This window comes from Lysinibacillus sp. FN11, from assembly GCF_024628845.1.
GTDB classification, from domain to species: domain Bacteria; phylum Bacillota; class Bacilli; order Bacillales_A; family Planococcaceae; genus Lysinibacillus; species Lysinibacillus capsici.
Map to the genome: position 1 here is coordinate 563,275 of NZ_CP102383.1, position 23,876 is coordinate 587,150.

A 23,876-nucleotide genomic window follows, 5' to 3' on the forward strand; every position below is an offset into this window, starting at 1 on the left:
GAAGTAAGTGTTTTTATAATAGAGAGGGGTTCATTGAATGAACGAAAAGAAAGTCTATTCCTATGAATGGGCTGGCCGTCCACTTGTAATTGAAGTAGGACAGTTAGCAAAACAAGCAAACGGAGCCGCATTAGTACGCTATGGCGATACTTCTGTACTTGCTACAGCAACAATGTCAAAATCACCTAAACCACTTGATTTCTTCCCATTAACAGTAAACTATGAAGAGCGTCTATATGCTGCAGGTAAAATTCCTGGCGGCTTTATTAAGCGTGAAGGACGTCCATCTGAAAAGGCGATTTTAGCAAGCCGTTTAATCGACCGTCCGATTCGTCCGATGTTCCCGGATGGTTTCCGTAATGAAGTACAAGTTATTTCTATGGTTATGTCAAATGATCCTGACTGTACATCTGAAATGGCAGCAATGGTTGGTTCATCATTAGCATTAGCGATCTCTGATATTCCATTTGATGGGCCAATAGCAGGTGTACAAGTTGGTTATATTGATGGAGAATTCATTGTCAACCCGACAGTAGAGCAATCGAATCGCTCAACAATTCATTTATCTGTAGCAGGGAACAAAGATGCTATCAATATGGTTGAAGCGGGTGCACTTGAAGTACCAGAGGAAATCATGTTAGAAGCAATTATGTTCGGTCATGAAGAAATCAAAAAAATCATTGCTTTCCAAGAGCAAATTGTGGCAGAGGTTGGTAAAGAAAAGTTACCAGTGACACTATTTGAAATTGACGAAGCAATTCAAGCCGATATAAAAGCAGCTTGTGAGACTGATATGCATGACGCAATTCAAACGGCAGAGAAACATGCTCGTGATGAGGCAATTCAAGCTGTTAAAGAGCGAGTTATCGCTTCCTACGAAGAGCAAGAAGCAGATGACGAAACAATGAAACAAGTGTACACAATTCTTGACAAGATGGTAAAAGAAGAAGTACGCCGTCAAATCACGGAAGATAAGATTCGTCCAGATGGTCGTAAGCTAGACGAAATCCGACCACTTTCTTCTGAAACAGGCTTATTACAACGTACACATGGTTCAGGTCTGTTTACACGTGGACAAACACAAGCACTTTCTATTTGTACATTAGGTGCGCTTGGTGATGTACAAATTATTGACGGTTTGGGTGTGGAAGAGTCAAAACGCTTTATGCACCATTATAACTTCCCTCAATTTTCTGTAGGGGAAACGGGTCCAATCCGTGGGCCAGGTCGTCGTGAAATTGGTCATGGTGCGTTAGGTGAGCGTGCACTTGAAGCAGTAATTCCTGATGAATCGATCTTCCCTTATACAATTCGTTGTGTATCAGAAGTACTTGAATCAAATGGTTCAACTTCTCAAGCTTCTATTTGTGCGTCTACATTAGCCATGATGGATGCAGGTGTCCCATTAAAAGCACCAGTTGCAGGTATTGCAATGGGTCTTATTAAAAAAGGTGAACATTATTCTATTTTAACGGATATTCAAGGAATGGAAGACCATTTAGGCGATATGGACTTTAAAGTTGCTGGTACAGCTAAAGGTGTAACAGCTCTACAAATGGACATAAAAATTGATGGTTTATCTCGCAATATTTTAGAAGAAGCACTGACACAAGCAAAAGTTGGACGTATGCATATTCTAGAATCAATGCTTGCTACACTGCCAGAGCCTCGTAAACAATTATCTGCGTTTGCACCAAAAATTGTTATTGTAAAAATTAATCCTGATAAAATTCGCGATGTAATTGGACCAGGTGGTAAACAAATTAATAAAATTATTGAAGAAACGGGCGTTAAGATTGATACAGAGCAAGATGGTACAATCTATATTTCTTCTGCTGATGAAGCAATGAATGCACGTGCAAAACAAATTATTGAAGATATCGTACGTGAAGCAAAAGTAGGGGAATACTACTTATCAACAGTGAAACGTATTGAAAAATTCGGCGCCTTTTGCGAAATCTTCCCAGGGAAAGATGGCTTGCTTCACATTTCTGAAATTCAAGAGGAACGTACAAAGCAAGTGGAAGACGTCTTAAAACTTGGCGATCAATTACTTGTGAAAGTGATTGAAATCGACAAGCAAGGTCGTGTGAATTTATCTCGCAAAGTAGTAATTCAAGAGGAAAAAGAGCGCGCTGAACAAGAAAAATAATATCGATTAAAAGGCTGCGTAAATTGCGCAGCCTTTTTCGATAGTAGCAAGAAGAAAAGTAGAGGATTTTTATAATTGGGGGAGATAGTTTGGTTCAAGTACATACATGTCAGAATGGTGTTCGTATTGTATCAGAGCAAATTGATCATGTAAGATCAGTGGCATTAGGCATCTTTGTGAATGCGGGCTCTCGCTACGAGCTACCTGAAGAGAATGGTATCACACATTTTATTGAGCATATGTTGTTTAAAGGCACAACAACTCGTTCAGCTCGTCAAATTGCTGAAGAATTTGATCGAATTGGAGGAGAGCTAAATGCCTTCACATCGAAAGAAAATACATGTTACTATGCTAAAGTTTTAGATCATCATGCGGAGCTTGCGGTCACTATACTAGCAGATATGTTTTTCAATTCTACATTTGCGGAAGAAGAATTAGAAAAAGAGCGACAAGTAGTATTAGAAGAAATTTTAATGAGCGAAGATGCTCCTGATGACGATGTTCATGAGAAGCTGTGGGGAGTCATGTATCCGAATGATGCACTCGGTCGTCCAATACTAGGCACAGCTGCTACATTAAAGACATTTACAGCAGATGCTATACGACAATACATGGATAAACATTATGGGCCAGAGTCCGTAGTTATTTCTATTGCAGGTAATATTTCATCTCAGCTTATGCAAACGATTGAAGATTTATTTGGTCACTATCAACCTTCACCATATGCTATGGCACCTGTCCTGACAAACCCTTCATTTTATCCGGGAGAAATTACAAAAATACGCGATACAGAGCAGGCACACGTCGCGATTTCCTATCCAGCAATCGGTGTAAAAGATCCAGATATGTATAGCTTTATAGCGCTTAACAATATTATTGGCGGGAATATGAGTTCTCGATTGTTTCAGGAAGTACGAGAAGAACGTGGGCTAGCCTATTCTATTTTTTCCTATCAATCATGTTATGCCGATGTAGGTGCTTTTACGATTTATGGTAGTACTAGTCGACAGCAATTAGCACAGCTTCAGCACACGATCGATGCCACTTTATTAGATATTGTAGCGGGTGGTGTGACAGAGGAGGAGCTTGATAATGCGAAAGAGCAGCTTAAAGGCAGCTTTGTCCTTGGGTTAGAAGGTACTGGGGCTCGTATGAATCGTAATGGAACAAGTGAACTTGTCCATCGCAAGCATCGAACAGTAGACGAGGTTCTTAAATCAATCGATGCCGTATCAATGGAGTCAGTAGATCGGCTGATCGCTAAAATTTTAAAAGCAGAACCAGCTATCTCAATCATAGGTCCTAGCGAATAAAGATATTTTAATAAGATAGCATTTGTTACAGCTATAAAAGGTAACACTTTACGGGGGGCGCGGAAGGTAACTGACTCCCGTGGGATAGCGAGACAAGTCAGCCTCTAAACGGAGAGGTAACGAAGGAAGCGGCTCTGCATGCACGTAGGAAAGCAAGTAGCCTGCAACGGAAAGACATTCCTTTTGTTTTGTTATTCAACACGACTAAAAATAGGCTGCCAAATAAGGTAGCCTATTTTTTGATGAATGTTTAGCAAATTTCCTTTGCCATATATAAATAAAGACATTTTTGAAAGACACGGAAAGTGATGAGGATACTAACCAGTGTTGGTATGAATAAGATAATTAAATTTGCAGCTACTAGTGATAAATAGTAATGAATAACAAAATTCAGCAGAATGATAAGCACAATAGCTGTAAGCATTCTAACAGACCGCATTCCTTTTGTTTCATCAAGATGCTGAATATAAAATTGACTACAGATGAGGAAAGAGGCGCTACTTATATAGGCACAGTACATAGCAAGATGCTCTATAAAATTTTCAGATGCATCAGGTTGTGAGAAATACGTAGGCGCAAGGATAATAAAGAGCAATGCAATTAGGCCATAGCAAAATAAAAAATCGGATTGCAATTGTGTTTTCTTTGATAGAGGTAGCGTATTGACATACATTGTCCACTTTACTTGACGATCGCCTCTATATAAATTATCTACGATGTTGGCTGAAATAACGACAACAAATAATCCAATAGAAGGACTATCTACAAAAGGTAAATGTACAAAATGAAGAAGTAAACATATCATCATTGTAAAAAGAATAGTCCATTTTTGTACGACGATTCTTTGTAACAACAGTGCTCGCATGAGATCCCTCCTAAAACTCTTTTCTTTTATAAATAGCAGTAGAAACTAGAGAGGAGAGGCAGAGCAATATAAGTCCGACTAAAGGTGCTAAATAGGCATATTGCTTTAAATATAAAAAGGTTTGAGTCATATCAGGGATATATTCTTTAAACATCCCCGTTAAGAAGCCAGGGATAAAACAAAATGCAATGAGGACTATTCTTCCTTTAATAGAGCCAAATTTAATATAGATAGGTAGTAATATGGCTAATAAACAGAGCGCCGATGTTACAATCAAATTAAACGTTAGGAAAAATTCTGAAGTAATGTCGTTATTGGTAAAAAAATTGATGAAAAATATGATAGGTAATGCCATAACAAGTCCGATGATCATTAACATCACACTAAGTATATATTTACTAAAAACGATATCCGCTTTAGAAATTGGTAAAGTATTAGCGTATTTATCCCACTTACTGTGTTCATCGTAGCTAAGCACAGTTATCGCTTGTATCGTAACAATAAAAACAATAACAGCTAGAAGCATTGCGCTTTGTTGCATAAAAATCGCCATCACAAGAAGAAATAAAAGAACAAATGCTTGTGCTTTCATTTGTCGTTGAATGGTCATTAAATCTTTTAGGATAAGTCCTACCATATTCAAACACTACCTTTCACGAAAAATAGCATGATATCTTCTATAGAAGGTCTTTCAAGTCTGAAAGCCTCATTTACTTCATTTTTCAGAACTAATGCTTCTATTCCAAACGCACCAGGACGGGTTCTCAGAATAGCATGCTCTGGCAAGTCATTTACTTCCTCACTGTTACCTTTGAAAATACCATATTCATATAATAAAGCATCTTTACTCTCGCTCAATAAAATCTCACCATTATGAATTAACGTAATATAGTCAGCAATTTTTTCTAAATCGCTTGTAATATGCGAAGAAAATAAAATGCTATGTGTTTCATCCTGCATAAATGTTAAAAATAAATCCAGAATTTCATCCCGAATAATAGGATCTAATCCACTTGTGGGCTCATCTAAAATCAATAATTTTGGATGATGTGCCAATGCTAAGGCAATTGATAGCTTCATCCTCATTCCTCGTGATAGTTCCTTAATCTTCTTCCTCTTTGGCACCTTAAATTGAGCTAATCTTTCAAAATAATAGTCTGAATCCCATGTTTGAAATACTTTTCTCATGATTTTGTCGAGTTGCGTCGCATTTAGCGTTTCTGGTACATGTAAATCGTCAAATACAACGCCGATGTCGTTTTTTATCGATAGTTCGTGTTCGACATGATCTTTGCCAAATAGCAAAATTTCGCCATATTCTTTTTTTATTAAATTCAGCATGCATTTTATCGTTGTTGATTTGCCAGCCCCGTTTTCTCCAACAAAACCCATTACAGTGCCTTGAGGGACGGAAAAACTTATATCTTTTAGAAAAAAGCCTTCAAAGCCCTTATGTAAATCATGAATTTCAATGGCATTCATATTACTTATCCTCCTCTAACATTAAAGATAGTAGTTCTTGTAATTCTTCACTAGAAAGTCCAGCGGTTTTCGCTATTTTTGCTGCCTTTTGCAAGTGTCCCTCTACCTGCCGTAATAGCTCCTCGCGTAGAAAGTCTTGATTTCGTTCTGTGACAAAGCTCCCTTTCCCAGCGACTGTTTCAATGAAACCATCTCGCTCTAAATCAGCATAGGCACGTTTAGTGGTCATCACACTTATTTTTAAATCCTTTGCTAAAGCGCGGATAGACGGTAGTGCATCACCAGCCTGTAATTTATTAGCTAAAATAGCCTCTTTGAGCTGTATGGTGATTTGCTCATAAATAGGTTTTTCACTCGCATTACTTAAATGGATATGCACAAATCATCACCTCTTATAACTGTATATATACACTATATACAGAAGGCGGTGAAAATGCAACATATTCGTACTTTAGGTAGGGGTCACGATTTGCAAAAAGTCCGCATATATTGAGGTAACGGCTCAAGGAGGGAGATGAGGCATGCTACTATCTGAGATGGTGGATAAGGAGTTAATTCAAATTGAGGGTGGCGTACATTTTGGCATCCTGGCACATACAGAATGCCTATTAGATGTGCAAACAGGGAAAATACATGGTTTTGAAATTGTGAAAGATAAACTACCATTCCAAAAAAAGAAAATGAAAGTTAGTGAAATGATACCTTGGCACGAAATTATTTTAATTGGTGAAGATCGTATTTTATTTAATAAGACATCTACAGTACAGTCAGAATATTTACAGTGAGGTGAGCTTTTGGAAAACGAAAAATGGCTTGTTATCGGTGAGGACTCCCGATTAAAGGAACTAGCTACAATGCTAAGAAGTCCATCGAGAACAGTATTTTATAAAAGAACGACCGTATGGAACGAAGAGTTAAATAAACTTGTTTTAGAATTCCAGCCTAATAAAATCGTATTACCTATTCTCCCATTAAAAATAGAAGTTGAGCAGCTCTATGGTATATCACAAGTGAAATTTTATACAGGTCGATTAACAATGCATTGGAAGCAATTACTAGAGAAAAATGAATCTATTTGCTATTTACAACAAGAATCATTTATTTGGCAAAATGCTCGATTAACAGCGGAGGGATTTATCGCCACGTTTTACGGGCTCGAGCAAAAATGTATTTACGGACAAAATTTCACAATCGCAGGTTTTGGTCGCATTGCAAAAATGCTCGCCTCTTTACTAGTTAAAATGGGAGCGAATGTTCATATTGTTGCACGTTCAGTTGTACAAGTGAGTGAAGCAAAAGCATATGGTTATAAAGCCACGAATTTAGATGATCGCCAATGGTCTATTACAGATGGCATTTTTATTAATACAATTCCTGCTAAATGGATTACAGAGTCATTTATAGAGCATGTTCCAACTGTTTTATATGACTTGGCATCAGAGCCAGGATGTTTAGATATAGATTCTGATCAATTACAAACATATGTACTATTGCCATCATTGCCTGGGAAATACTTTGCACATGATGCTGCTACAATATTGTGCAAGGCAATAGAGGAGGAAGAAAATTGTTAACGGGGAAACGAATTGGCTTAGGTATTACTGCTTCTCATTGTACGTATGAAGATGTAGTACCTAAAATCCAAAATTTTATTGATGTCGGAGCAACAGTTATTCCAATCATTACCCATTCCGTTTTACATGCAGCTACACGCTTTGGTACAGGTGAAGAGTGGATTGCCAAAATAGAAGCTTTGACAGGAGAAAAAGTTATTTCTTCTATAAAAGAGGCGGAGCCATTTGGCCCATCCAATCCATTAGATGCAATGGTCATTGCCCCTATGACAGGCAATAGCATAAGTAAATTTGCTAATGCGGCAACAGATAGTCCTGTGTTAATGGCAGCAAAGGCAACTTTGCGTAATGGTTCGCCTGTAGTTTTAGGTATTTCCACAAACGATGCACTAGGCTTAAATGGCATAAATATTATGAAACTGTTAAATGCCAAAAATATATATTTTATTCCCTTTGGTCAGGATGCCCCTCACTCCAAACCAAATTCTTTAATTGCTGATTTTGAGCAAATGGTGGAAACTGTTCATGCAGCAATTACGCAGAAAAAGCAATTACAACCGCTGTTGATACAATATTTCAAATAAATAAGAGATTACACACAATTTTCAGTATTTTTGTGATACAATAGCACACATTATGGAACATGTATTCAAGGAGAGATGACAGATGACAAAGCAGTTAACAGTTGCGGTTGTTGGGGCAACAGGTGCAGTAGGATCGAAAATGATGGAGCAGTTGATTAAACGTAAATTTCCGATTGGACATATTAAATTTCTAGCTTCTGCTCGTTCAGCAGGAAAATCAATCGAATTTAATGGGGAAACATATACAATTGAAGAAGCGACACCTGAGGCTTTCGAAGGCGTCAATGTCGCTTTATTCTCAGCTGGTGGTTCAGTATCAGCTGTGCTTGCACCAGAAGCAGCTAAGCGTGGTGCAGTAGTTATTGATAATACGAGCCATTTTCGTATGGATCCAGAGGTACCGCTTGTCGTGCCTGAAGTGAATCGAGGCGACTTAGCGAAGCATAAGGGAATTATTGCGAATCCAAACTGTTCGACAATTCAAATGGTAGCTGCACTTGAACCAATTCGTCATGCATTTGGTTTAACAAAAGTAATCGTTTCAACTTATCAGGCAGTATCAGGTGCGGGGATTTCTGCGATCCAAGAATTAAAGGCACAAAGCGAAAACTGGGATGCAGGTAAAGATGTAGAAGCAAATATTTTACCGTCTGGTAGTGATAAACGTCATTACCCAATTGCTCGTAATGTCATTCCACAAATCGATAAATTCACAGATAATGGATTTACATACGAAGAAATGAAAATGATTAATGAGACGAAAAAAATCATGCATGCACCAGAGCTAAAAGTAGCTGCTACTTGTGTTCGTGTGCCAGTGGTTTCAGGTCACTCTGAATCTGTTTATATTGAGGTAGAGAAAGAAGCGTCAATCCAAGAGATTTTCGAAGTATTACGCAATGCACCAGGTGTGGTATTACAAGATGATATTGCAACACAAACTTACCCAATGCCTATTTATGCAGAAGGGGAAGACGCTACTTTTGTAGGACGTATCCGTCAAGATTTAGACAACAGCAAAGGGTTCCATCTATGGATCGTTTCTGACAATTTATTAAAAGGCGCCGCATTAAACTCTATCCAAATTGCAGAAGCAATGCTTGAGGATAACTTACTATAAGAGGGGTGTAAGGATGAATTTAGGTCGAATTGGAACGGCAATGATTACGCCGTTCAAAAATGATGGCACGATTAATTATCCAGAACTAGAACGTATTATTAATCATTTAATAGACAATGGTACTGATTGTATTGTTGCTTGTGGTACGACTTCTGAAAACCCAACTATGTCTACAGAAGAGAAAATTGAAGTTGTACGCTTTACAGTTGAGAAAGTAGCAGGTCGCGTACCAGTTATTGCAGGTACTGGGGATAATGAAACAGCTTACTCTATCGCAATGACACATAAGGCAGAAGAAAATGGAGCAGACGGCATTATGCTCGTAGCTCCCTACTATAATAAGCCAAATCAACGTGGGATTTATGCTCACTTTGAAACCATAGCTAAACAAACGAGTCTCCCTGTTATGCTTTATAATGTTCCAGGGCGTACTGGGGTCAATGTTGCCTATGAAACTTCTGTTGCATTAAGCAAGATTCCTAATATTGCTTGGATTAAAGAAGCGAGCGGTAACTTAGATCAGATGGGTGATGTTATTGAGAATGTTGATCCAGCTGATGATTTCTTAGTGTATAGTGGGGACGATGGTTTAACACTCCCACTAATGGCCATTGGCGGAGCAGGTGTTATTTCTGTAGCTGCCCATGTGGTAGGCAATGATATGCAATTAATGATTAAAGCGTTTGAAGAAGGAAATCATCAGCTAGCAGCCCAAATTCACCGAGCCTTATTACCTTTAGTACGTGCGCTGTTCGCTCAGCCCAACCCTTCACCGATTAAATATGCAATGACAAAATTAGGATTTGATACACTCAATGTTCGTTTGCCGATGATGGAAATGACAGATGAAGAGAAAGCTAATTTTGACCGAATTTGGGATACGTATCAAGAAAAAGCGAAAAGTTTTAGATAAATAGCAGCGAGGCTGATAGCATTTCAGCCTCGTTTTTTATATTTTATAAAATAAAAAGTATTTACCAAATTTGTAACTCCTCGTCCTTACAAATACTTATTTAGCTCTATTTATACAGGATAGCCAATATTTGTTTTCCAACTGCTAGTAATAAGCAAATAGCAGGAAAATCTATTTCCAACGTGAAACATGTATTTTTAATTTGTGCAAAAGCTTTGCAAACCGTATAATAAATGTTAAGTGGTTGCTGTTCGGGATATTTTTTAGGAGGAAATAAATTGACAAAAAAGAAAAATGAATTAATCCGCATCATCCCTCTTGGTGGTGTAGGCGAAATTGGGAAAGCCATGTACGTAGTAGAAATTGATGAAGAGCTATTTGTGGTGGATAGCGGCTTAATGTTCCCAGAAGATGAAATGCTAGGTATAGATATCGTGATTCCTGACATTACTTACTTAGAAGAAAATAAAGAACGTGTGAAAGGTATTTTCTTAACACATGGTCATGAAGATGCAATTGGCTCTATTGCCTATGTATTACAAAAAATAAAGGCACCTGTGTACGGATCGAAATTAACTATTGCATTAGCAAAGGAACATTTAAAAGAATTACCTGCACCACATCAAGTGAAGTTTTTTGAAGTAACAAACCGTAGTCGTATGAATTTTAACTCAACGTATGTAACATTCTTCCACACAACACATAGTATTCCCGATTCGTTAGGGGTAGTGTTCCATACATCTGAAGGCGCGATTGTTCATACAGGAGAGTTTAAATTCGATCAGTCAGCGACAGGTAAATTTAAACCTGATTTAGCAAAAATGGCACAGCTAGGAGAAGACGGCGTTTTCATTTTACTATCGGAGTCTTGCGAAGCTGAGCGACCAGGATATACGACATCAGAGATTGTCATTGAAGAACAATTATCAAAAACATTCCACTCAGCACCAGGTCGTATTTTAGTAGCTGTTTACGCATCGAATTTTATTCGAATTCAACAAGTATTTGCTCAAGCACAAAAATCATTCCGTAAGGTTGTAATTGTGGGCAAACCATTGGAAAAGGCAGTTGATTTAGGCGTACAGCTTGGTTATTTAACAGTCGAAGAAGATACAATTATTCCGATCTCGGAAATGCAAAAATATCAAGATGATGAAATTATCATTATTGCAACAGGCAACAGAGGAGAACCTCTCGATGCTTTAGAAAAAATTGTCCGTAAGCACCATCGTGACATTAAAATTAAACAAGGTGACACGGTACTAATTACTTTTACACCTTCTCCTGGCATGGAAGTTCAAATGGCGAATACAATGAACTCTATGTCAAAAGCAGGCGCTGAAATTTTGACTTCTAGCAAAAATGTCCATGTTTCAGGACATGGTAGCCAAGAAGATTTAAAGCTGATGCTAAACTTGATGCAACCAAAGTACTTTATTCCCGTACAAGGAGAATACCGTATGCTAATTGCGCATTCTAAATTAGCACAACAGCTAGGTATGCAAAAATCCCAAATTTTTATCGCTGATAAAGGGGATATCGTAGAATATAAAAATAATAAAATGCGCATGAGTGGTCGTGTACAAGCTGGTAATGTCTTAATTGACGGTATTGGTGTAGGCGATGTAGGTAATATTGTCCTTCGTGACCGTAAATTATTATCGCAGGATGGTATTTTCATTGTGGTGGTAACATTAAATCGAGCACAAAAGAAAATTGCCTCTGGGCCAGAAATTTTATCACGAGGCTTTGTCTATGTACGAGAATCAGAGGAATTAATGATTGAGGCTTCTGACATTGCGAAGAATGTGATTGAAAAGTACGTTGGGAAAGAAACCTTTGAATGGACGAACATAAAACAAGAAATTAGAGATACGCTAAATACGTATTTATTCCAAAAAACAAAACGTCGCCCAATGATTATTCCTATTATTATGGAATATTAATTGAACAAGCTCATCGTATATGCTTTGAGGAAAAAATAAATGATAAAGGATTTTCTCCCAATTGCGGTGGAAAATCCTTTTTTTGAAATATTCAAGTTCTACATGTGATGATTCGCTACATATATAGAATGGATTGCAGAAGAAGGTGAATTTGATGGCAGTTAGTAAGAGAAAAAAGTTACTAAAAGTAAAGCGACAACAGAAAAAAAAGACATGCATCCGCTTATGTACGAAATATTAGGGTTGCTCTTAATTGCATTAGCAGTCATTATGATTTTTGAATACGGCATGATCGGGCGGATTCTACAAACAATCGCCATGTTCCTTTTTGGTAATTTACATTTTGCTGTTCCATTTATGCTTATATTTGTTGCATTGTTAATGATGATTGGTCGTAAAAAAGTTGGGATAAAGGATCGATTAATACTTGGCATGTTCCTCATTGTTATGAGCTTAACGATTTTTAGTCATGGCATATTATTTGAACAACTATCCAAATCAGGTGGTCTACTATCTGATTCTGTGCTACGTGAATCATGGCGAATTTTGATTAATACAGATGGTATCATTCATCGTAGTAATGCTTTAGGGGGTGGCATGATTGGTGCCCTACTATTTAGTGGGCTTCATGTGCTGTTTGAAGCCTCGGGGGCAAAAGTTGTTGCTTGGGTTATTTTCTTTATTGGTTTAATTCTTGTCACTGGTAAAGCATTAGTGCCTTATTTAGCAGAAAAAACGCCAGATATATTTGGTAAATGGAAAAAAAGCATCGTGATAAGAAAAAAATACACCGAAAAAACCAAATAATCGTCGTTCAAGAATAGAGAGTGGGGATGAAGTAGCAGCTGTTAATCAATCTATAGATATGCCTGAACATGAAGAAGAAATACCACATGAACCAATTATTTCTGCTTTTACACAGAATGTTTCACAGGAAAGAGAAGTGATTGATACAACTCACATGGTGGAAAATGAACTTGAAGAAGCATCGGATGATGTCCAGATTCAGGGCACAGATGCAGTAGAAAATGCAGATTATCAGCTCCCATCATATAATTTATTACAATTACCTCCACAACATGATCAAAGTGGTGAATATTCAGTGATTCAGGCAAATGCCAAAAAGCTTGAGCAGACATTACAAAGCTTTGGCGTAAAGGCAAAGGTGACACAGGTGCATTTAGGTCCTGCTGTTACGAAGTACGAGATTTTACCAGATATCGGTGTGAAAGTAAGCAAAATTGTCAATTTGCAAGATGATCTTGCATTAGCATTGGCAGCTAAAGATATTCGTATGGAAGCGCCAATTCCTGGGAAATCTGCGATTGGTATAGAAGTACCTAATAGTGAGGTAGCCATTGTAACACTTCGTGAGGTATTAGAATCGAAAGATGGTGCTAAGCCTGAAGCATTATTACAAGTAGCATTTGGTCGAGATATTACAGGACAAGCTGTATTAGCAGAGCTCAATAAAATGCCACATTTACTTGTAGCTGGTTCTACAGGTAGTGGGAAAAGTGTTTGCATAAATGGCATTGTTGTATCCATACTAATGCGTACAAAACCGCATGAAGTGAAGCTCATGATGATAGACCCAAAAATGGTTGAATTAAACGTTTATAATGGGATTCCACATTTATTAGCGCCTGTCGTAACGGATGCACGTAAAGCTTCGCAAGCACTGAAAAAAGTGGTATCTGAAATGGAACGCCGCTATGATTTGTTTTCTCATACAGGTACAAGAAATATTGAGGGCTATAATGCACATGTCCAAAAGGTTAATGATCAAACAGAGGAAAAGCATCCAAAGCTACCTTATATTGTGGTTATTGTAGATGAGTTAGCGGATTTGATGATGGTTGCATCAAGTGATGTAGAGGATTCGATTACACGTTTAGCGCAAATGGCAAGGGCAGCTGGCATTCATTTGATTATCGCCACACAACGACCAAGTGTAGATGTTTTAACAGGTGTCATTAAAGCAAATATTCCATCCAGAATTGCTTTTGCAGTTTCTTCTGCGATTGACTCAAGAACAATTTTAGACATGGGTGGGGCTGAACGCCTACTGGGTCGTGGTGATATGCTATTTTTACCAGCCGGGGCTTCGAAACCGAAAAGGGTGCAGGGTGCCTTTTTATCAGATCAAGAGGTTGAAGCTGTTGTGAATTTTGTTATAGAACAGCAAAAAGCTCAGTATCAGGAGGAGATGATTCCTACTGAAGAAGAAACCATTTTAGAGGAAACAGATGATTTATATGATGAAGCAGTCCAATTAGTTGTCAATATGCAAACCGCATCTGTCTCTATGCTTCAACGTCGCTTCCGTATTGGTTATTCAAGAGCTGCACGTATTGTTGACCAGATGGAGCAACGCGGTATTGTTGGGCCTCCGGAGGGCAGTAAGCCTCGTCAAGTACTTGTTCACCAATACGATAACTAAGCAAAAAATGAAGATGAAAATGGTGAGAGAAATTGTGTTTTTGTCCAAATATTTGCAGATAAAATAAAGAAAGAATGAATTCTATAACAGATTTTACTCAAAACTGTTTATTTCATTCTGCAAAAATGTTATATTTATGAACGATTAGTAGGAATGTTGTACATCAGATGTCTGATCTCTGATTTTGGTGGTGATATATGTGACTATTAAAGCAGATCATCGTCATCTCTATCTTCAAGTAATCGATCGTTTAAAATCTGATATCGAGGCTGGCATTTTTAAAGAAAATGAAAAGCTGCCTTCAGAATTTGAATTATCGAAATCACTAGGAGTCAGTCGAGCAACACTTAGAGAAGCACTTCGACTGTTGGAAGAGGAAAATGTGATTGTGCGCCGACATGGGGTTGGGACTTTTGTCAACCCGAAGCCGTTGTTTACATCAGGCATCGAGCATTTATCTAGTATTTCTTCTATGATCGAGGCAGCAGGTATGGAGCCAGGTTCGCAATTTTTAAAAGCGACTGAGCATGTGCCTTCTGAGGAAGATTTAAAACGCTTCCAAAGTGATGGCGACGATAAAATACTCACGATTGAACGTGTCAGAACAGCGGATGGTGAGCCAGTAGTATACTGCATAGACAGGCTACCTGCAAGCTTCCTGCCTACTGACTTTGTCGAAAAAAGAAGTTTCACTGTTCTCTGCACTTGAGCAATCTGGCAAAATTCATGTAGCTTATGCTGTAACCTATATTGATCCAGTTGGGTATCATGAACAAGCCTCACCGATTTTAAATTGTGGACGTGAGACAGCTCTTTTAGTGTTAAAGCAATTGCATTATGATGATCATGATCAAGTAGTGCTCTATTCAAAAAATTATTTCCGAGCTGATAAATTCAGCTTCCATGTAGTTCGTAAACGGGTGTAGAACATTTCTAAATTTTTTCCTGCTAATTACAATACCTTTGGGGGGTTAATTAAATGAAAAAACGTAAATTTGGTTTAGTATTAACATCAGTATTAGCGGCAAGTGCTATTTTAGGTGCTTGTGGTACGAAAGACGATGAAAAGCCAGCGAAAGAAAATGACAATGCTTCAGGTGGCGAAAGCACAGAAGAAGCTTTCTCAGTAGCGATGGTTACTGACGTAGGTGGCGTTGATGACAAATCATTCAACCAATCTGCATGGGAAGGTGTACAAGCTTACGGTAAAGAGCACGATTTATCAAAAGGTGATGGTGGTTTTGACTACCTACAATCAGCTTCAGATGCTGACTATGAAACAAACTTAAACAACTTAATTCGTCGTGACTTTAACTTAGTATTTGGTATCGGATTCATGATGGCTGATGCAATTGATGCAGTTGCTTCTGAAAATCCAGATAGCCACTTTGCATTAATTGATGCTGAAGTAGAAGCAGACAACGTAGTAAACGTACTGTTCAAAGAGCAAGAAGGTGCTTTCTTAGCAGGTGTTGCTGCAGCGAAAACATCTAAAACAGGTAAAATCGGCTTCGTAGGCGGCGTTGATATTCCAGTTATTAACCGTTTCCACGCTGGTTTCGTTGAAGGGGCTAAAGCAGTAAACCCAGATATCGATATTCAAGTAAAATATACTGGTGCGTTTGATAAAGCAGATCTTGGTAAAATTACAGCGAACAGCATGTATTCTTCAGGTGTAGATGTAATCTTCCACGCTGCTGGTGCAACTGGTAACGGTGTATTCTCTGAAGCAAAAGAGCGTAAAGCGAAAGATCCAAATGCTGATGTATGGGTTATCGGTGTAGATGCTGACCAATACGAAGAAGGTAAAGTTGACGATAAAACAAACGTTACATTAACTTCTATGTTAAAAGGTGTTAATACAGCAGTTGTAGATATTTCAAATAGAGCGAAAAATGGTGATTTCCCAGGTGGCGAAACACTTGTTTATGGTTTAGCTGAAGATGGCGTTAAACTTGCAGATTCTCGCGGTGCGATTCCAGAAGATGTACAAAAAGTAATCGACGAATATAAAGAAAAAATTGCTAAGGGTGAAATCAAAGTTCCAGAAAAAGTGGAAAAATAATTCATCTTTTGATCATCATAAGGGACTCTTAGAAGGACCTTATGATGATTTTTCAATCTATCGTTATATTTAGATTATTCGCAATACTCTATTTAGCTAGATTTATAGGAACCTTATAGAGGTAGTAATTATGATTTGAATAATGATGGTAACAAGTTAATAGAAGAAAGGTTTCTAACGATGACCTTTCCTGTATTAATTTAGCAAAACATCTACCTCTATAGGTGGGATATTAAATCGGTAATAAAATATAGCCTCTAGTAGAAAATTTATTACTGGACGTATGGCTTATCTGTACCATCCATCATGTAGCAGCAGATACTATACGCTAAGATGAAAATACTTAATAATAGTGCCTATTAAGGGAGTGACAAATTTGGATTATGTGATTGAAATGCTAGGAATCCGTAAAGAATTCGGTAATTTCGTGGCGAATAATAATATCACCCTCCAACTGAAACAAGGCGAGATTCATGCATTGCTAGGTGAAAATGGTGCAGGTAAATCGACTTTGATGAACGTCCTTTTTGGTTTGTATCAACCAGAGGGTGGCGAAATTCGTGTACGTGGGAAGGCTGTAAAAATTACAAACCCGAATATTGCCAATGATTTAGGGATTGGCATGGTGCATCAACATTTTATGTTGGTAGAAAACTTTACGGTAACAGAAAATATCATTTTAGGCACTGAGCCTACTAAAATGGGAATTGTGAATATAAAAGATGCGGCTAAGAAAGTACAAGCACTTTCTGAAAAGTATGGATTAGATGTTGATCCGACCGCCAAAATCGAGGATATCACGGTTGGTATGCAACAGCGTGTAGAAATATTAAAAACATTGTATCGTGGTGCCGAAATTTTAATTTTTGATGAACCAACTGCATCATTAACACCGCAAGAAATTACCGAATTAATTCAAATAATGCGTCGTCTTATCGCAGAGGGTAAATCCATTATTTTAATTACGCATAAGCTAAAAGAAATTATGGAAGTTTCAGACCGTGTGACGATTATCCGTAAGGGAGAAGGGATTGGCACTGTTGTAACCGCTGCCACAAATCCTGATCAGCTTGCTGAGATGATGGTTGGACGTCAAGTTGAATTTAAAACGGAAAAAACGGATGCGACACCGACTGAAGAAGTGCTTTCGATTGAGAACTTGGTTGTTACAGACTATCGAAATATTGATAAAGTTAAAGGTCTTAATTTAAATGTTCGTAAAGGTGAAATCGTAGGTATTGCTGGTATTGATGGTAATGGTCAATCCGAGTTAATAGAAGCCATTACAGGTCTACGCAAAATTAAAAGTGGTAAAGTCAAGCTGAATGGTAAAGATATTACTAACATGAAGCCTCGTAAAATTACAGAGGAAGGCGTAGGACATATTCCACAAGACCGTCATAAGCATGGATTAGTTTTAGATTTCCCGATTGGTCATAATATTGCATTACAAACTTATTACCAATCTCCAATAGCGAAGGGCTTTGTGATGGACTATAAAAAGGTGTCAGAGAAAGCTCGTCAAATCATTAAAGAGTATGATGTGCGTACTGGTAATGGGGAGATGACACCAGCTCGTGCATTATCTGGTGGTAACCAACAAAAAGCAATTATTGGTCGTGAAATTGACCGTAACCCTGATCTATTAATTGCTGCTCTACCAACACGTGGACTTGACGTAGGAGCTATTGAATTCATTCATTCTCGTCTAATTGAGCAACGTGATAAAGGGAAAGCTGTTTTGTTAATCTCATTTGAATTAGATGAGGTGATGAATGTTTCGGATCGAATTGCTGTTATCTATGATGGACAAATTGTCGATGAGTTAAATCCGAAAGAAACGACTGAACAAGAGCTAGGCTTACTAATGGCAGGACAAAGTAAAAAAAATATAAAGCGTGATGCGAAGGAGGGGAACGACTAATGTCAAATCGTGTCATTAATATCCTCGTTCCTATCATCTCTATCATTATCGGTTTAATTGTAGGGGCTATCGTTATGGTAGTCAGTGGCTATGACCCAGTGCAAGGTTATATCGCTCTTTGGACAGGTATTTTTGGAGATTCATATTCAATCGGGAACACAATTCGTCAAATTACACCATATATTTTAGCAGGTCTTGCGGTAGCATTTGCATTCCGTACAGGGCTCTTCAATATTGGTGTTGAAGGTCAGCTAATTTTAGGTTGGTTGGCCGCTGCTTGGGTAGGTTATGCGTTTGAACTTCCTAAAATCATTCACTTACCATTAGCATTGCTTGCGGCAGCTGCTGCAGGTGCATTTTGGGCCTTTATTGCAGGTTTCTTAAAAGCGAAATTTAAAGTTCACGAAGTTATTGCGACAATTATGCTGAACTACACTGCACTTTATATTGCAAATGCAGTAATTAAGAAATTGTCCGATGGCAGCTTTAAAACAGAACGTATCCACGAGTCAGCTTCTTTACGTTCTCCGTTTTTAAGAGAGCTTACAGACAATTCAAGTCTTCACTATGGGATCATTGTTGCACTTTTAATGGTAATTGTGATGTGGTTCATTTTAGAAAAAACAACACGTGGCTACGAGCTAAAAGCAGTAGGTTTTAACAAAAATGCTGCTGACTATGCAGGTATGAGTGTCAATAAAAATATTATTTTAGCTATGACGATTTCTGGTATGTTTGCAGGTCTTGGTGGTGCGATGGAAGCTTTAGGGACATTCCAAAACGCATCCATTAAACCTGGCTTTACGGGAATTGGTTTTGACGGTATCGCCGTTGCCCTACTTGGTGCCAATACACCACTTGGGGTAGTGTTTGGAGCATCCCTTTTTGGTTCTTTAAAATATGGTGCATTAAATATGCCAAATGCTGCGGGTATTCCAGAAGAAATCGTATCCATTATTATTGCGTTGATTATCTTCTTCGTTGCATCAGGCTATATTATTCGAGTAGGCTTACAAAAGCTGAGCAAGAAAAAGGAGGGACAATAACATGAGCTTTTTAGAAATGTTATATTTCATCATCCCTTCAGCGATTCTTTATGCGACACCTTTGATTTTTACGGCCATCGGTGGGGTATTCTCTGAACGCTCTGGTGTTGTCAACATCGGGCTAGAAGGCTTAATGATTGTCGGTGCTTTTGTTGGTATTTTTGTCAATTTAGAATTCGCTTCATCATTAGGGGCAGCAACAGTTTGGGTGGCAATGCTAGCAGCTGTTGTGATTGGTGCTGTGTTCTCACTTTTCCATGCTGTAGCTTCTATTTCTTTCCGTGCCGATCAAACGGTATCAGGGGTAGCTATTAACTTACTAGGTTTAGCTGCAACTGTATTCTTAGTAAAAATGATTTATGATAAAGGTCAAACAGATATGATTGACCAACCGATTCGTCGTTTTGGTGTCCCTTACTTAGAGGATATTCCGTTCTTCGGTCGTTTACTGTTCCATGATGTTTACAGCACATCTATTTTAGCGTTTGCTGTAGCATTCGGGGCATGGTTTATCATTTATAAAACGCCATTCGGCTTGCGTTTGCGTGCTGTGGGTGAACATCCAATGGCAGCAGATACAATGGGTATAAATGTAAATAAAATGCGCTATATTGCCGTGATGATTTCTGGGGCATTAGGTGGTCTTGGTGGTGCAGTGTATGCACAAACAATTACACATGACTTCTCACACGCAACAATTGCTGGTCAAGGTTTCATGGCTATTGCCGCAATGATTTTCGGGAAGTGGCATCCAATTGGAGCACTAGGTGCAGCCCTATTCTTCGGTTTAGCACAAACATTAAGTATTGCAGGGAATCAAATTCCGCTAATCGAGAATGTTCCAGCAGTTTATCTACAAATTTTACCGTATGTGTTAACAATTCTTGCTTTAGCAGGCTTTATTGGGAAAGCAAACGCTCCAAAAGCGAGTGGACAGCCTTATATAAAAGGTAAACGCTAAGAAAAGCATTTTAAGGACTGGGCAAGCTATGCTCAGTCCTTTTTCTATATAATTGGCGTAATTTTTAATTTTTCCCATACATACTTTGGATTCCTTTTGCAATTATAGACAATAGACATGTATAGTATGTGTAGTACATCGTTATATTAAGAAGGATAGGAGGGTTTCATATGTTTAAAACAATACCTTTTGCAAAAGGTGTCAATTTGCATATCCGACAAACGACCCAATTTAAAACCGTGAATTTTTCAATTAAATGGAGAAGAGCATTAACGGCTAAAAGTGCATCAGAGCGTACAGTATTAACAAATGTACTGCAGCACAGTAATGCTAAATATAAGACAACTGCTGCTTTTCGAAGCTTTTTAGATGACTTGTATGGTACAGTTTTGTATTTTGATACATCGAAGCGCGGAAATGAGCATACGGTTCTTATGAATGCAGAGACTGTTAATGATCATTATCTAGCAAATACAAGTGTCTTAAACGAAGTCCTTGGTTTATTGCATACAGCTATTTTTGAGCCTAATCTAGAAAATGGTGTCTTTAAGGAATCCGTTGTTGAGCGTGAGAAAAAGACAGTTATTCAACGTATTGAATCTATTTTTGACGATAAATCTCGCTTTGCTCAATTCCGTCTACAACAAATCCTGAGACCAAATGAGCCAGCATCAATTTCAGCGAATGGTAGTGTCGAAGAAATTCAAAAGATTACCCCTGCCTCATTATTTGAGGCTTATCAATCGATGCTAGCTAACGATAAAATCGATATTTATGTAGCTGGAGACATTAATGAAGAGGAAATTGTTGCGAAATTAAAAAAAGCGCTACCATTTAAGGATCGTACTCCTGAGGAAGTTCCAGCAGTACTCCCCCAACAACATCCAGACAATGATTATGTAAGAGAACAGCATGAAATGAAACAAGGTAAACTTCATATTGGCTTTAGCACACCTGTTAGATTTGGTGATGCAGATTTCTCTAAGATGCAAATTTTTAATGGCATTTTTGGTGGGTATCCACATGCCAAGTTGTTTATGAATGTTCGTGAAAAAGAGAGTCTTGCGTATTATGCTTCTAGTTCCTACGCTTCGCATTACGGACTTGTATTTGTTGTATCTGGTATTGAAGCTAAAAATGAAGAAAAAGCGCTATCTTTAATTAAAGAACAACTAGCCGTCATGCAGGCTGGGGACATTACAAATTTAGAGCTGGAACAAACAAAGGCTATGCTGACGAATCAGCTAAAAGAATCCTTAGATTCTGCTCGAGGACAAATTGAAATTTTTGATCAATATAAAGATTTACCTGAGGAATTTTCAGTTCAAGCCTGGGCAAATAAGTGGAAAGCTGTGACAAAAGAAGATGTTGTTGCAATGGCAAAGCAAGTGCAGCTTGAAGCGGTCTATTTCTTATGTGGAAAGGAGCAAGCCGCACAATGAAAACAATAGAATTTAAGCAATTAGATGAAACTCTTTATTATGAAAAGCTTGAAAATGGATTAGATGTATATATCTTGCCGAAAAAAGGTTTTTCTAAAACATTTGTTACATTTACAACGAAGTACGGTTCTATTGATCGCACTTTTGTACCCATAGGTCAAACAGAAAGCATTACGGTGCCGGATGGAATCGCTCACTTCTTAGAGCATAAAATGTTCGAAAAAGAAGATGGCGATGTCTTCCAAAAGTTCAGTGAATATGGAGCTTCTGCTAACGCATTTACATCATTTACACGTACGGCATACCTATTCTCTTCAACTGATAATATTTACAAAAGTACAGAAACATTATTGAATTTTGTCCAAGAACCATACTTTACAGAAGCTACTGTCAATAAAGAAAAAGGAATTATCGGGCAAGAAATTACAATGTATGATGATCAACCAGACTGGCGTCTATACTTTGGCACAATCGAAAATATGTATCATCATCATCCTGTAAAGATTGATATCGCTGGTACAATTGAATCGATTGATGGCATTACAGCGGAGCACTTATATACGTGCTACAATACGTTTTATCATCCTTCGAATATGTTGTTATTTGTGATTGGTGCTGTTGAACCAGAAGAAATGATGACGTTTATTCGTGAGAATCAAGGTAAAAAAGAGTTCCCAGAACCAACGCCTATTCAACGCTTCTTTGATATAGAACCAACAGAGGTAGCTATTAAAGAACGTACATTAAATATGGATGTTCAAAAACCAAAAATTTATGTAGGTTTAAAAGCGAAAGACACTAATTTATCAGGTCAGGACATGTTAAAGCATGAGTTGTCGGTTCAAATTGCACTTGAGCTTATTTTTGGACGTACCTCTGATTTTTATGAACGTGTTTACGAGGAAGGTTTAATTGATGAGACATATGCTTTTGATTTTACCTTAGAAAATGGTTTTGGGTTTGCCATGATCGGATCAGATTCAGCAGAGCCTGATAAATTGGCAAAAACGATTATGGACGAATTAGCAAAATATGAAGGAAATAGCCAGTTTGATCGTGCTGGTTTGGATCGTATAAAACGCAAAAAAATTGGGTTCTTCCTACGTGCACTAAATTCGATCGAGTTTATCGCAAACCAATTCACACGATATTCCTTTAATGAAATGAATTTATTTGATGTAGTACCAGTACTTGAGACATTAACTGTGGATGATTTACAAAAAGCATTTGCTTCTATCCAAGGTGAAACACAGCAAACGGTCTTTAAAATTCTGCCAAGTAAGCAGGATGCACAGTGAAAAAATTTGCCCTTGTTTTAGGTGCATCAGGTGATATCGGTCATGCCATTTGTCAAAGCTTAGCTGAGGACGGCTGGTCTATCTATGTACATTATTCAAACAATCAAAATGCGGCACAGAGATTATGTGAAATGCTTTCCGAAAATTTCCCTGCACAAGAATTTATGCTTGTACAGGGGGATTTTTCAATTGTTAATGGAGCAGAATTAGTAGCCGCGCAAATTTTCAATGTGCAGGCTATTGTTTTTGCCAATGGACAAGCCCACTATTCATTGCTCGAAGATACGACAGTCGAGGATATGGATGCTTTATGGCATGTTCATGTTCAAAATCCTATGAGACTAACAGCTTTACTTTCTGGAAAACTTCGCAAGCATGAAGTGAGCTATGTACTATTTATAGGTTCCATTTGGGGAGAAGCTGGCTCAGCGGGGGAGGCACTTTATGCAACTGTTAAGGGTGCGCAACATGCTTTTGTTAAATCCTATGCAAAAGAAGCGGCATTATCTCGGATTAGAGTGAATGCTATTGCTCCTGGTTTTATAAATACCTCAATGAACAGCCATCTAAATCAAGAAGAGCTTCAATACATTTTGGACGATATCCCACTAGGCTCCATTGGACAAACAAAAGATGTGGCTGAAATGGTACGTTTTTATTTGTCTGGTAAAGCTGATTATGTGACAGGACAAATCGTACGATTAAACGGAGGCTGGTACATATAATAATCTCTTTTGCACATACTACT

Annotated in this window: 19 protein-coding genes and 2 pseudogenes; 17 read left to right on the plus strand and 4 right to left on the minus strand. The window is 38.0% G+C overall.

Going from position 1 to position 23,876, the window contains the following annotated elements:
- Positions 1-37 precede the first annotated feature (37 nt).
- Together pnp and NP781_RS02625 are read left to right on the plus strand one after the other, a co-directional pair.
- Positions 38-2,152, plus strand: coding sequence for a polyribonucleotide nucleotidyltransferase (pnp, locus tag NP781_RS02620; protein WP_004224987.1), 2,115 nt, complete (start codon positions 38-40; stop codon positions 2,150-2,152).
- An 89-nt stretch (positions 2,153-2,241) separates the two neighbouring features.
- A complete protein-coding gene (locus tag NP781_RS02625; RefSeq protein WP_221682741.1) occupies positions 2,242-3,465 on the plus strand; it encodes a M16 family metallopeptidase in 1,224 nt (407 codons plus the stop codon).
- A gap of 250 nt (positions 3,466-3,715) precedes the next feature.
- On the opposite strand, the gene NP781_RS02630 is transcribed toward NP781_RS02625, so the two are convergent.
- The 4 genes from NP781_RS02630 to NP781_RS02645 are packed head-to-tail and all read right to left on the minus strand — an operon-like array spanning position 3,716 to position 6,191.
- Positions 3,716-4,330: an ABC-2 transporter permease gene (locus NP781_RS02630; RefSeq protein WP_257521307.1), complete on the minus strand. Its 615-nt coding sequence runs from the start codon at positions 4,328-4,330 to the stop codon at positions 3,716-3,718.
- Between the two features lie 10 nt (positions 4,331-4,340).
- Positions 4,341-4,967, minus strand: a complete 627-nt coding sequence (locus tag NP781_RS02635; RefSeq protein WP_221682740.1) for an ABC-2 transporter permease — start codon at positions 4,965-4,967, stop codon at positions 4,341-4,343.
- A gap of 2 nt (positions 4,968-4,969) precedes the next feature.
- Positions 4,970-5,812 (minus strand): ABC transporter ATP-binding protein, encoded by an 843-nt coding sequence (locus NP781_RS02640; protein WP_257521308.1) that lies wholly within the window; start codon positions 5,810-5,812, stop codon positions 4,970-4,972.
- 1 nt (position 5,813) lies between these two features.
- Complete coding sequence (locus NP781_RS02645; RefSeq protein WP_004224968.1) at positions 5,814-6,191, minus strand: GntR family transcriptional regulator; 378 nt, start codon at positions 6,189-6,191, stop codon at positions 5,814-5,816.
- Positions 6,192-6,333: 142 nt separating this feature from the next.
- On the opposite strand from NP781_RS02645, the gene NP781_RS02650 reads away from it, so the two are divergent.
- The 15 genes and pseudogenes from NP781_RS02650 to ymfI all read left to right on the plus strand — a co-directional run bounded on the left by NP781_RS02650 (position 6,334) and on the right by ymfI (position 23,853).
- On the plus strand, positions 6,334-6,597 hold the full coding sequence (locus tag NP781_RS02650; RefSeq protein WP_004224966.1) for a YlmC/YmxH family sporulation protein: 264 nt from the start codon (positions 6,334-6,336) through the stop codon (positions 6,595-6,597).
- A 9-nt stretch (positions 6,598-6,606) separates the two neighbouring features.
- Positions 6,607-7,386, plus strand: a complete 780-nt coding sequence (locus tag NP781_RS02655; protein WP_004224963.1) for an NAD(P)-dependent oxidoreductase — start codon at positions 6,607-6,609, stop codon at positions 7,384-7,386.
- Complete coding sequence (locus NP781_RS02660) at positions 7,380-7,970, plus strand: dipicolinate synthase subunit B (RefSeq protein WP_257521309.1); 591 nt, start codon at positions 7,380-7,382, stop codon at positions 7,968-7,970. The genes NP781_RS02655 and NP781_RS02660 overlap by 7 nt, the downstream gene beginning before the upstream one ends.
- Before the next feature lie 82 nt (positions 7,971-8,052).
- Positions 8,053-9,090 carry an aspartate-semialdehyde dehydrogenase gene (locus tag NP781_RS02665; protein WP_004224956.1) on the plus strand — a complete coding sequence of 346 codons (1,038 nt, stop codon included), beginning with the start codon at positions 8,053-8,055 and terminating at the stop codon, positions 9,088-9,090.
- A 13-nt stretch (positions 9,091-9,103) separates the two neighbouring features.
- Positions 9,104-10,003 (plus strand): 4-hydroxy-tetrahydrodipicolinate synthase, encoded by a 900-nt coding sequence (gene dapA / locus NP781_RS02670; protein WP_257521310.1) that lies wholly within the window; start codon positions 9,104-9,106, stop codon positions 10,001-10,003.
- Positions 10,004-10,281: 278 nt separating this feature from the next.
- Positions 10,282-11,949 carry a ribonuclease J gene (locus NP781_RS02675; RefSeq protein WP_004224952.1) on the plus strand — a complete coding sequence of 556 codons (1,668 nt, stop codon included), beginning with the start codon at positions 10,282-10,284 and terminating at the stop codon, positions 11,947-11,949.
- A gap of 213 nt (positions 11,950-12,162) precedes the next feature.
- Positions 12,163-14,392 (plus strand): annotated as a pseudogene (locus tag NP781_RS02685) (DNA translocase FtsK).
- Positions 14,393-14,591: 199 nt separating this feature from the next.
- Positions 14,592-15,318, plus strand: a pseudogene (locus NP781_RS02690) (GntR family transcriptional regulator).
- A 53-nt stretch (positions 15,319-15,371) separates the two neighbouring features.
- Positions 15,372-16,457 (plus strand): BMP family lipoprotein, encoded by a 1,086-nt coding sequence (locus NP781_RS02695; RefSeq protein ID WP_221682736.1) that lies wholly within the window; start codon positions 15,372-15,374, stop codon positions 16,455-16,457.
- A gap of 376 nt (positions 16,458-16,833) precedes the next feature.
- Entirely contained in the window at positions 16,834-18,381 is a 1,548-nt protein-coding gene (locus tag NP781_RS02700; RefSeq protein WP_257521312.1) for an ABC transporter ATP-binding protein, read from the plus strand.
- Positions 18,381-19,427 carry an ABC transporter permease gene (locus NP781_RS02705; RefSeq protein WP_257521313.1) on the plus strand — a complete coding sequence of 349 codons (1,047 nt, stop codon included), beginning with the start codon at positions 18,381-18,383 and terminating at the stop codon, positions 19,425-19,427. Before NP781_RS02700 ends, NP781_RS02705 begins: the two co-directional genes overlap by 1 nt.
- A gap of 1 nt (position 19,428) precedes the next feature.
- Positions 19,429-20,388 carry an ABC transporter permease gene (locus NP781_RS02710; RefSeq protein ID WP_048391533.1) on the plus strand — a complete coding sequence of 320 codons (960 nt, stop codon included), beginning with the start codon at positions 19,429-19,431 and terminating at the stop codon, positions 20,386-20,388.
- A 170-nt stretch (positions 20,389-20,558) separates the two neighbouring features.
- Positions 20,559-21,830, plus strand: coding sequence for an EF-P 5-aminopentanol modification-associated protein YfmF (gene yfmF, locus NP781_RS02715; protein ID WP_257521314.1), 1,272 nt, complete (start codon positions 20,559-20,561; stop codon positions 21,828-21,830).
- Complete coding sequence (gene yfmH, locus NP781_RS02720; RefSeq protein WP_257521315.1) at positions 21,827-23,128, plus strand: EF-P 5-aminopentanol modification-associated protein YfmH; 1,302 nt, start codon at positions 21,827-21,829, stop codon at positions 23,126-23,128. Before yfmF ends, yfmH begins: the two co-directional genes overlap by 4 nt.
- Positions 23,125-23,853, plus strand: coding sequence for an elongation factor P 5-aminopentanone reductase (gene ymfI, locus NP781_RS02725; RefSeq protein WP_257521316.1), 729 nt, complete (start codon positions 23,125-23,127; stop codon positions 23,851-23,853). Before yfmH ends, ymfI begins: the two co-directional genes overlap by 4 nt.
- Positions 23,854-23,876: the final 23 nt, after the last annotated feature.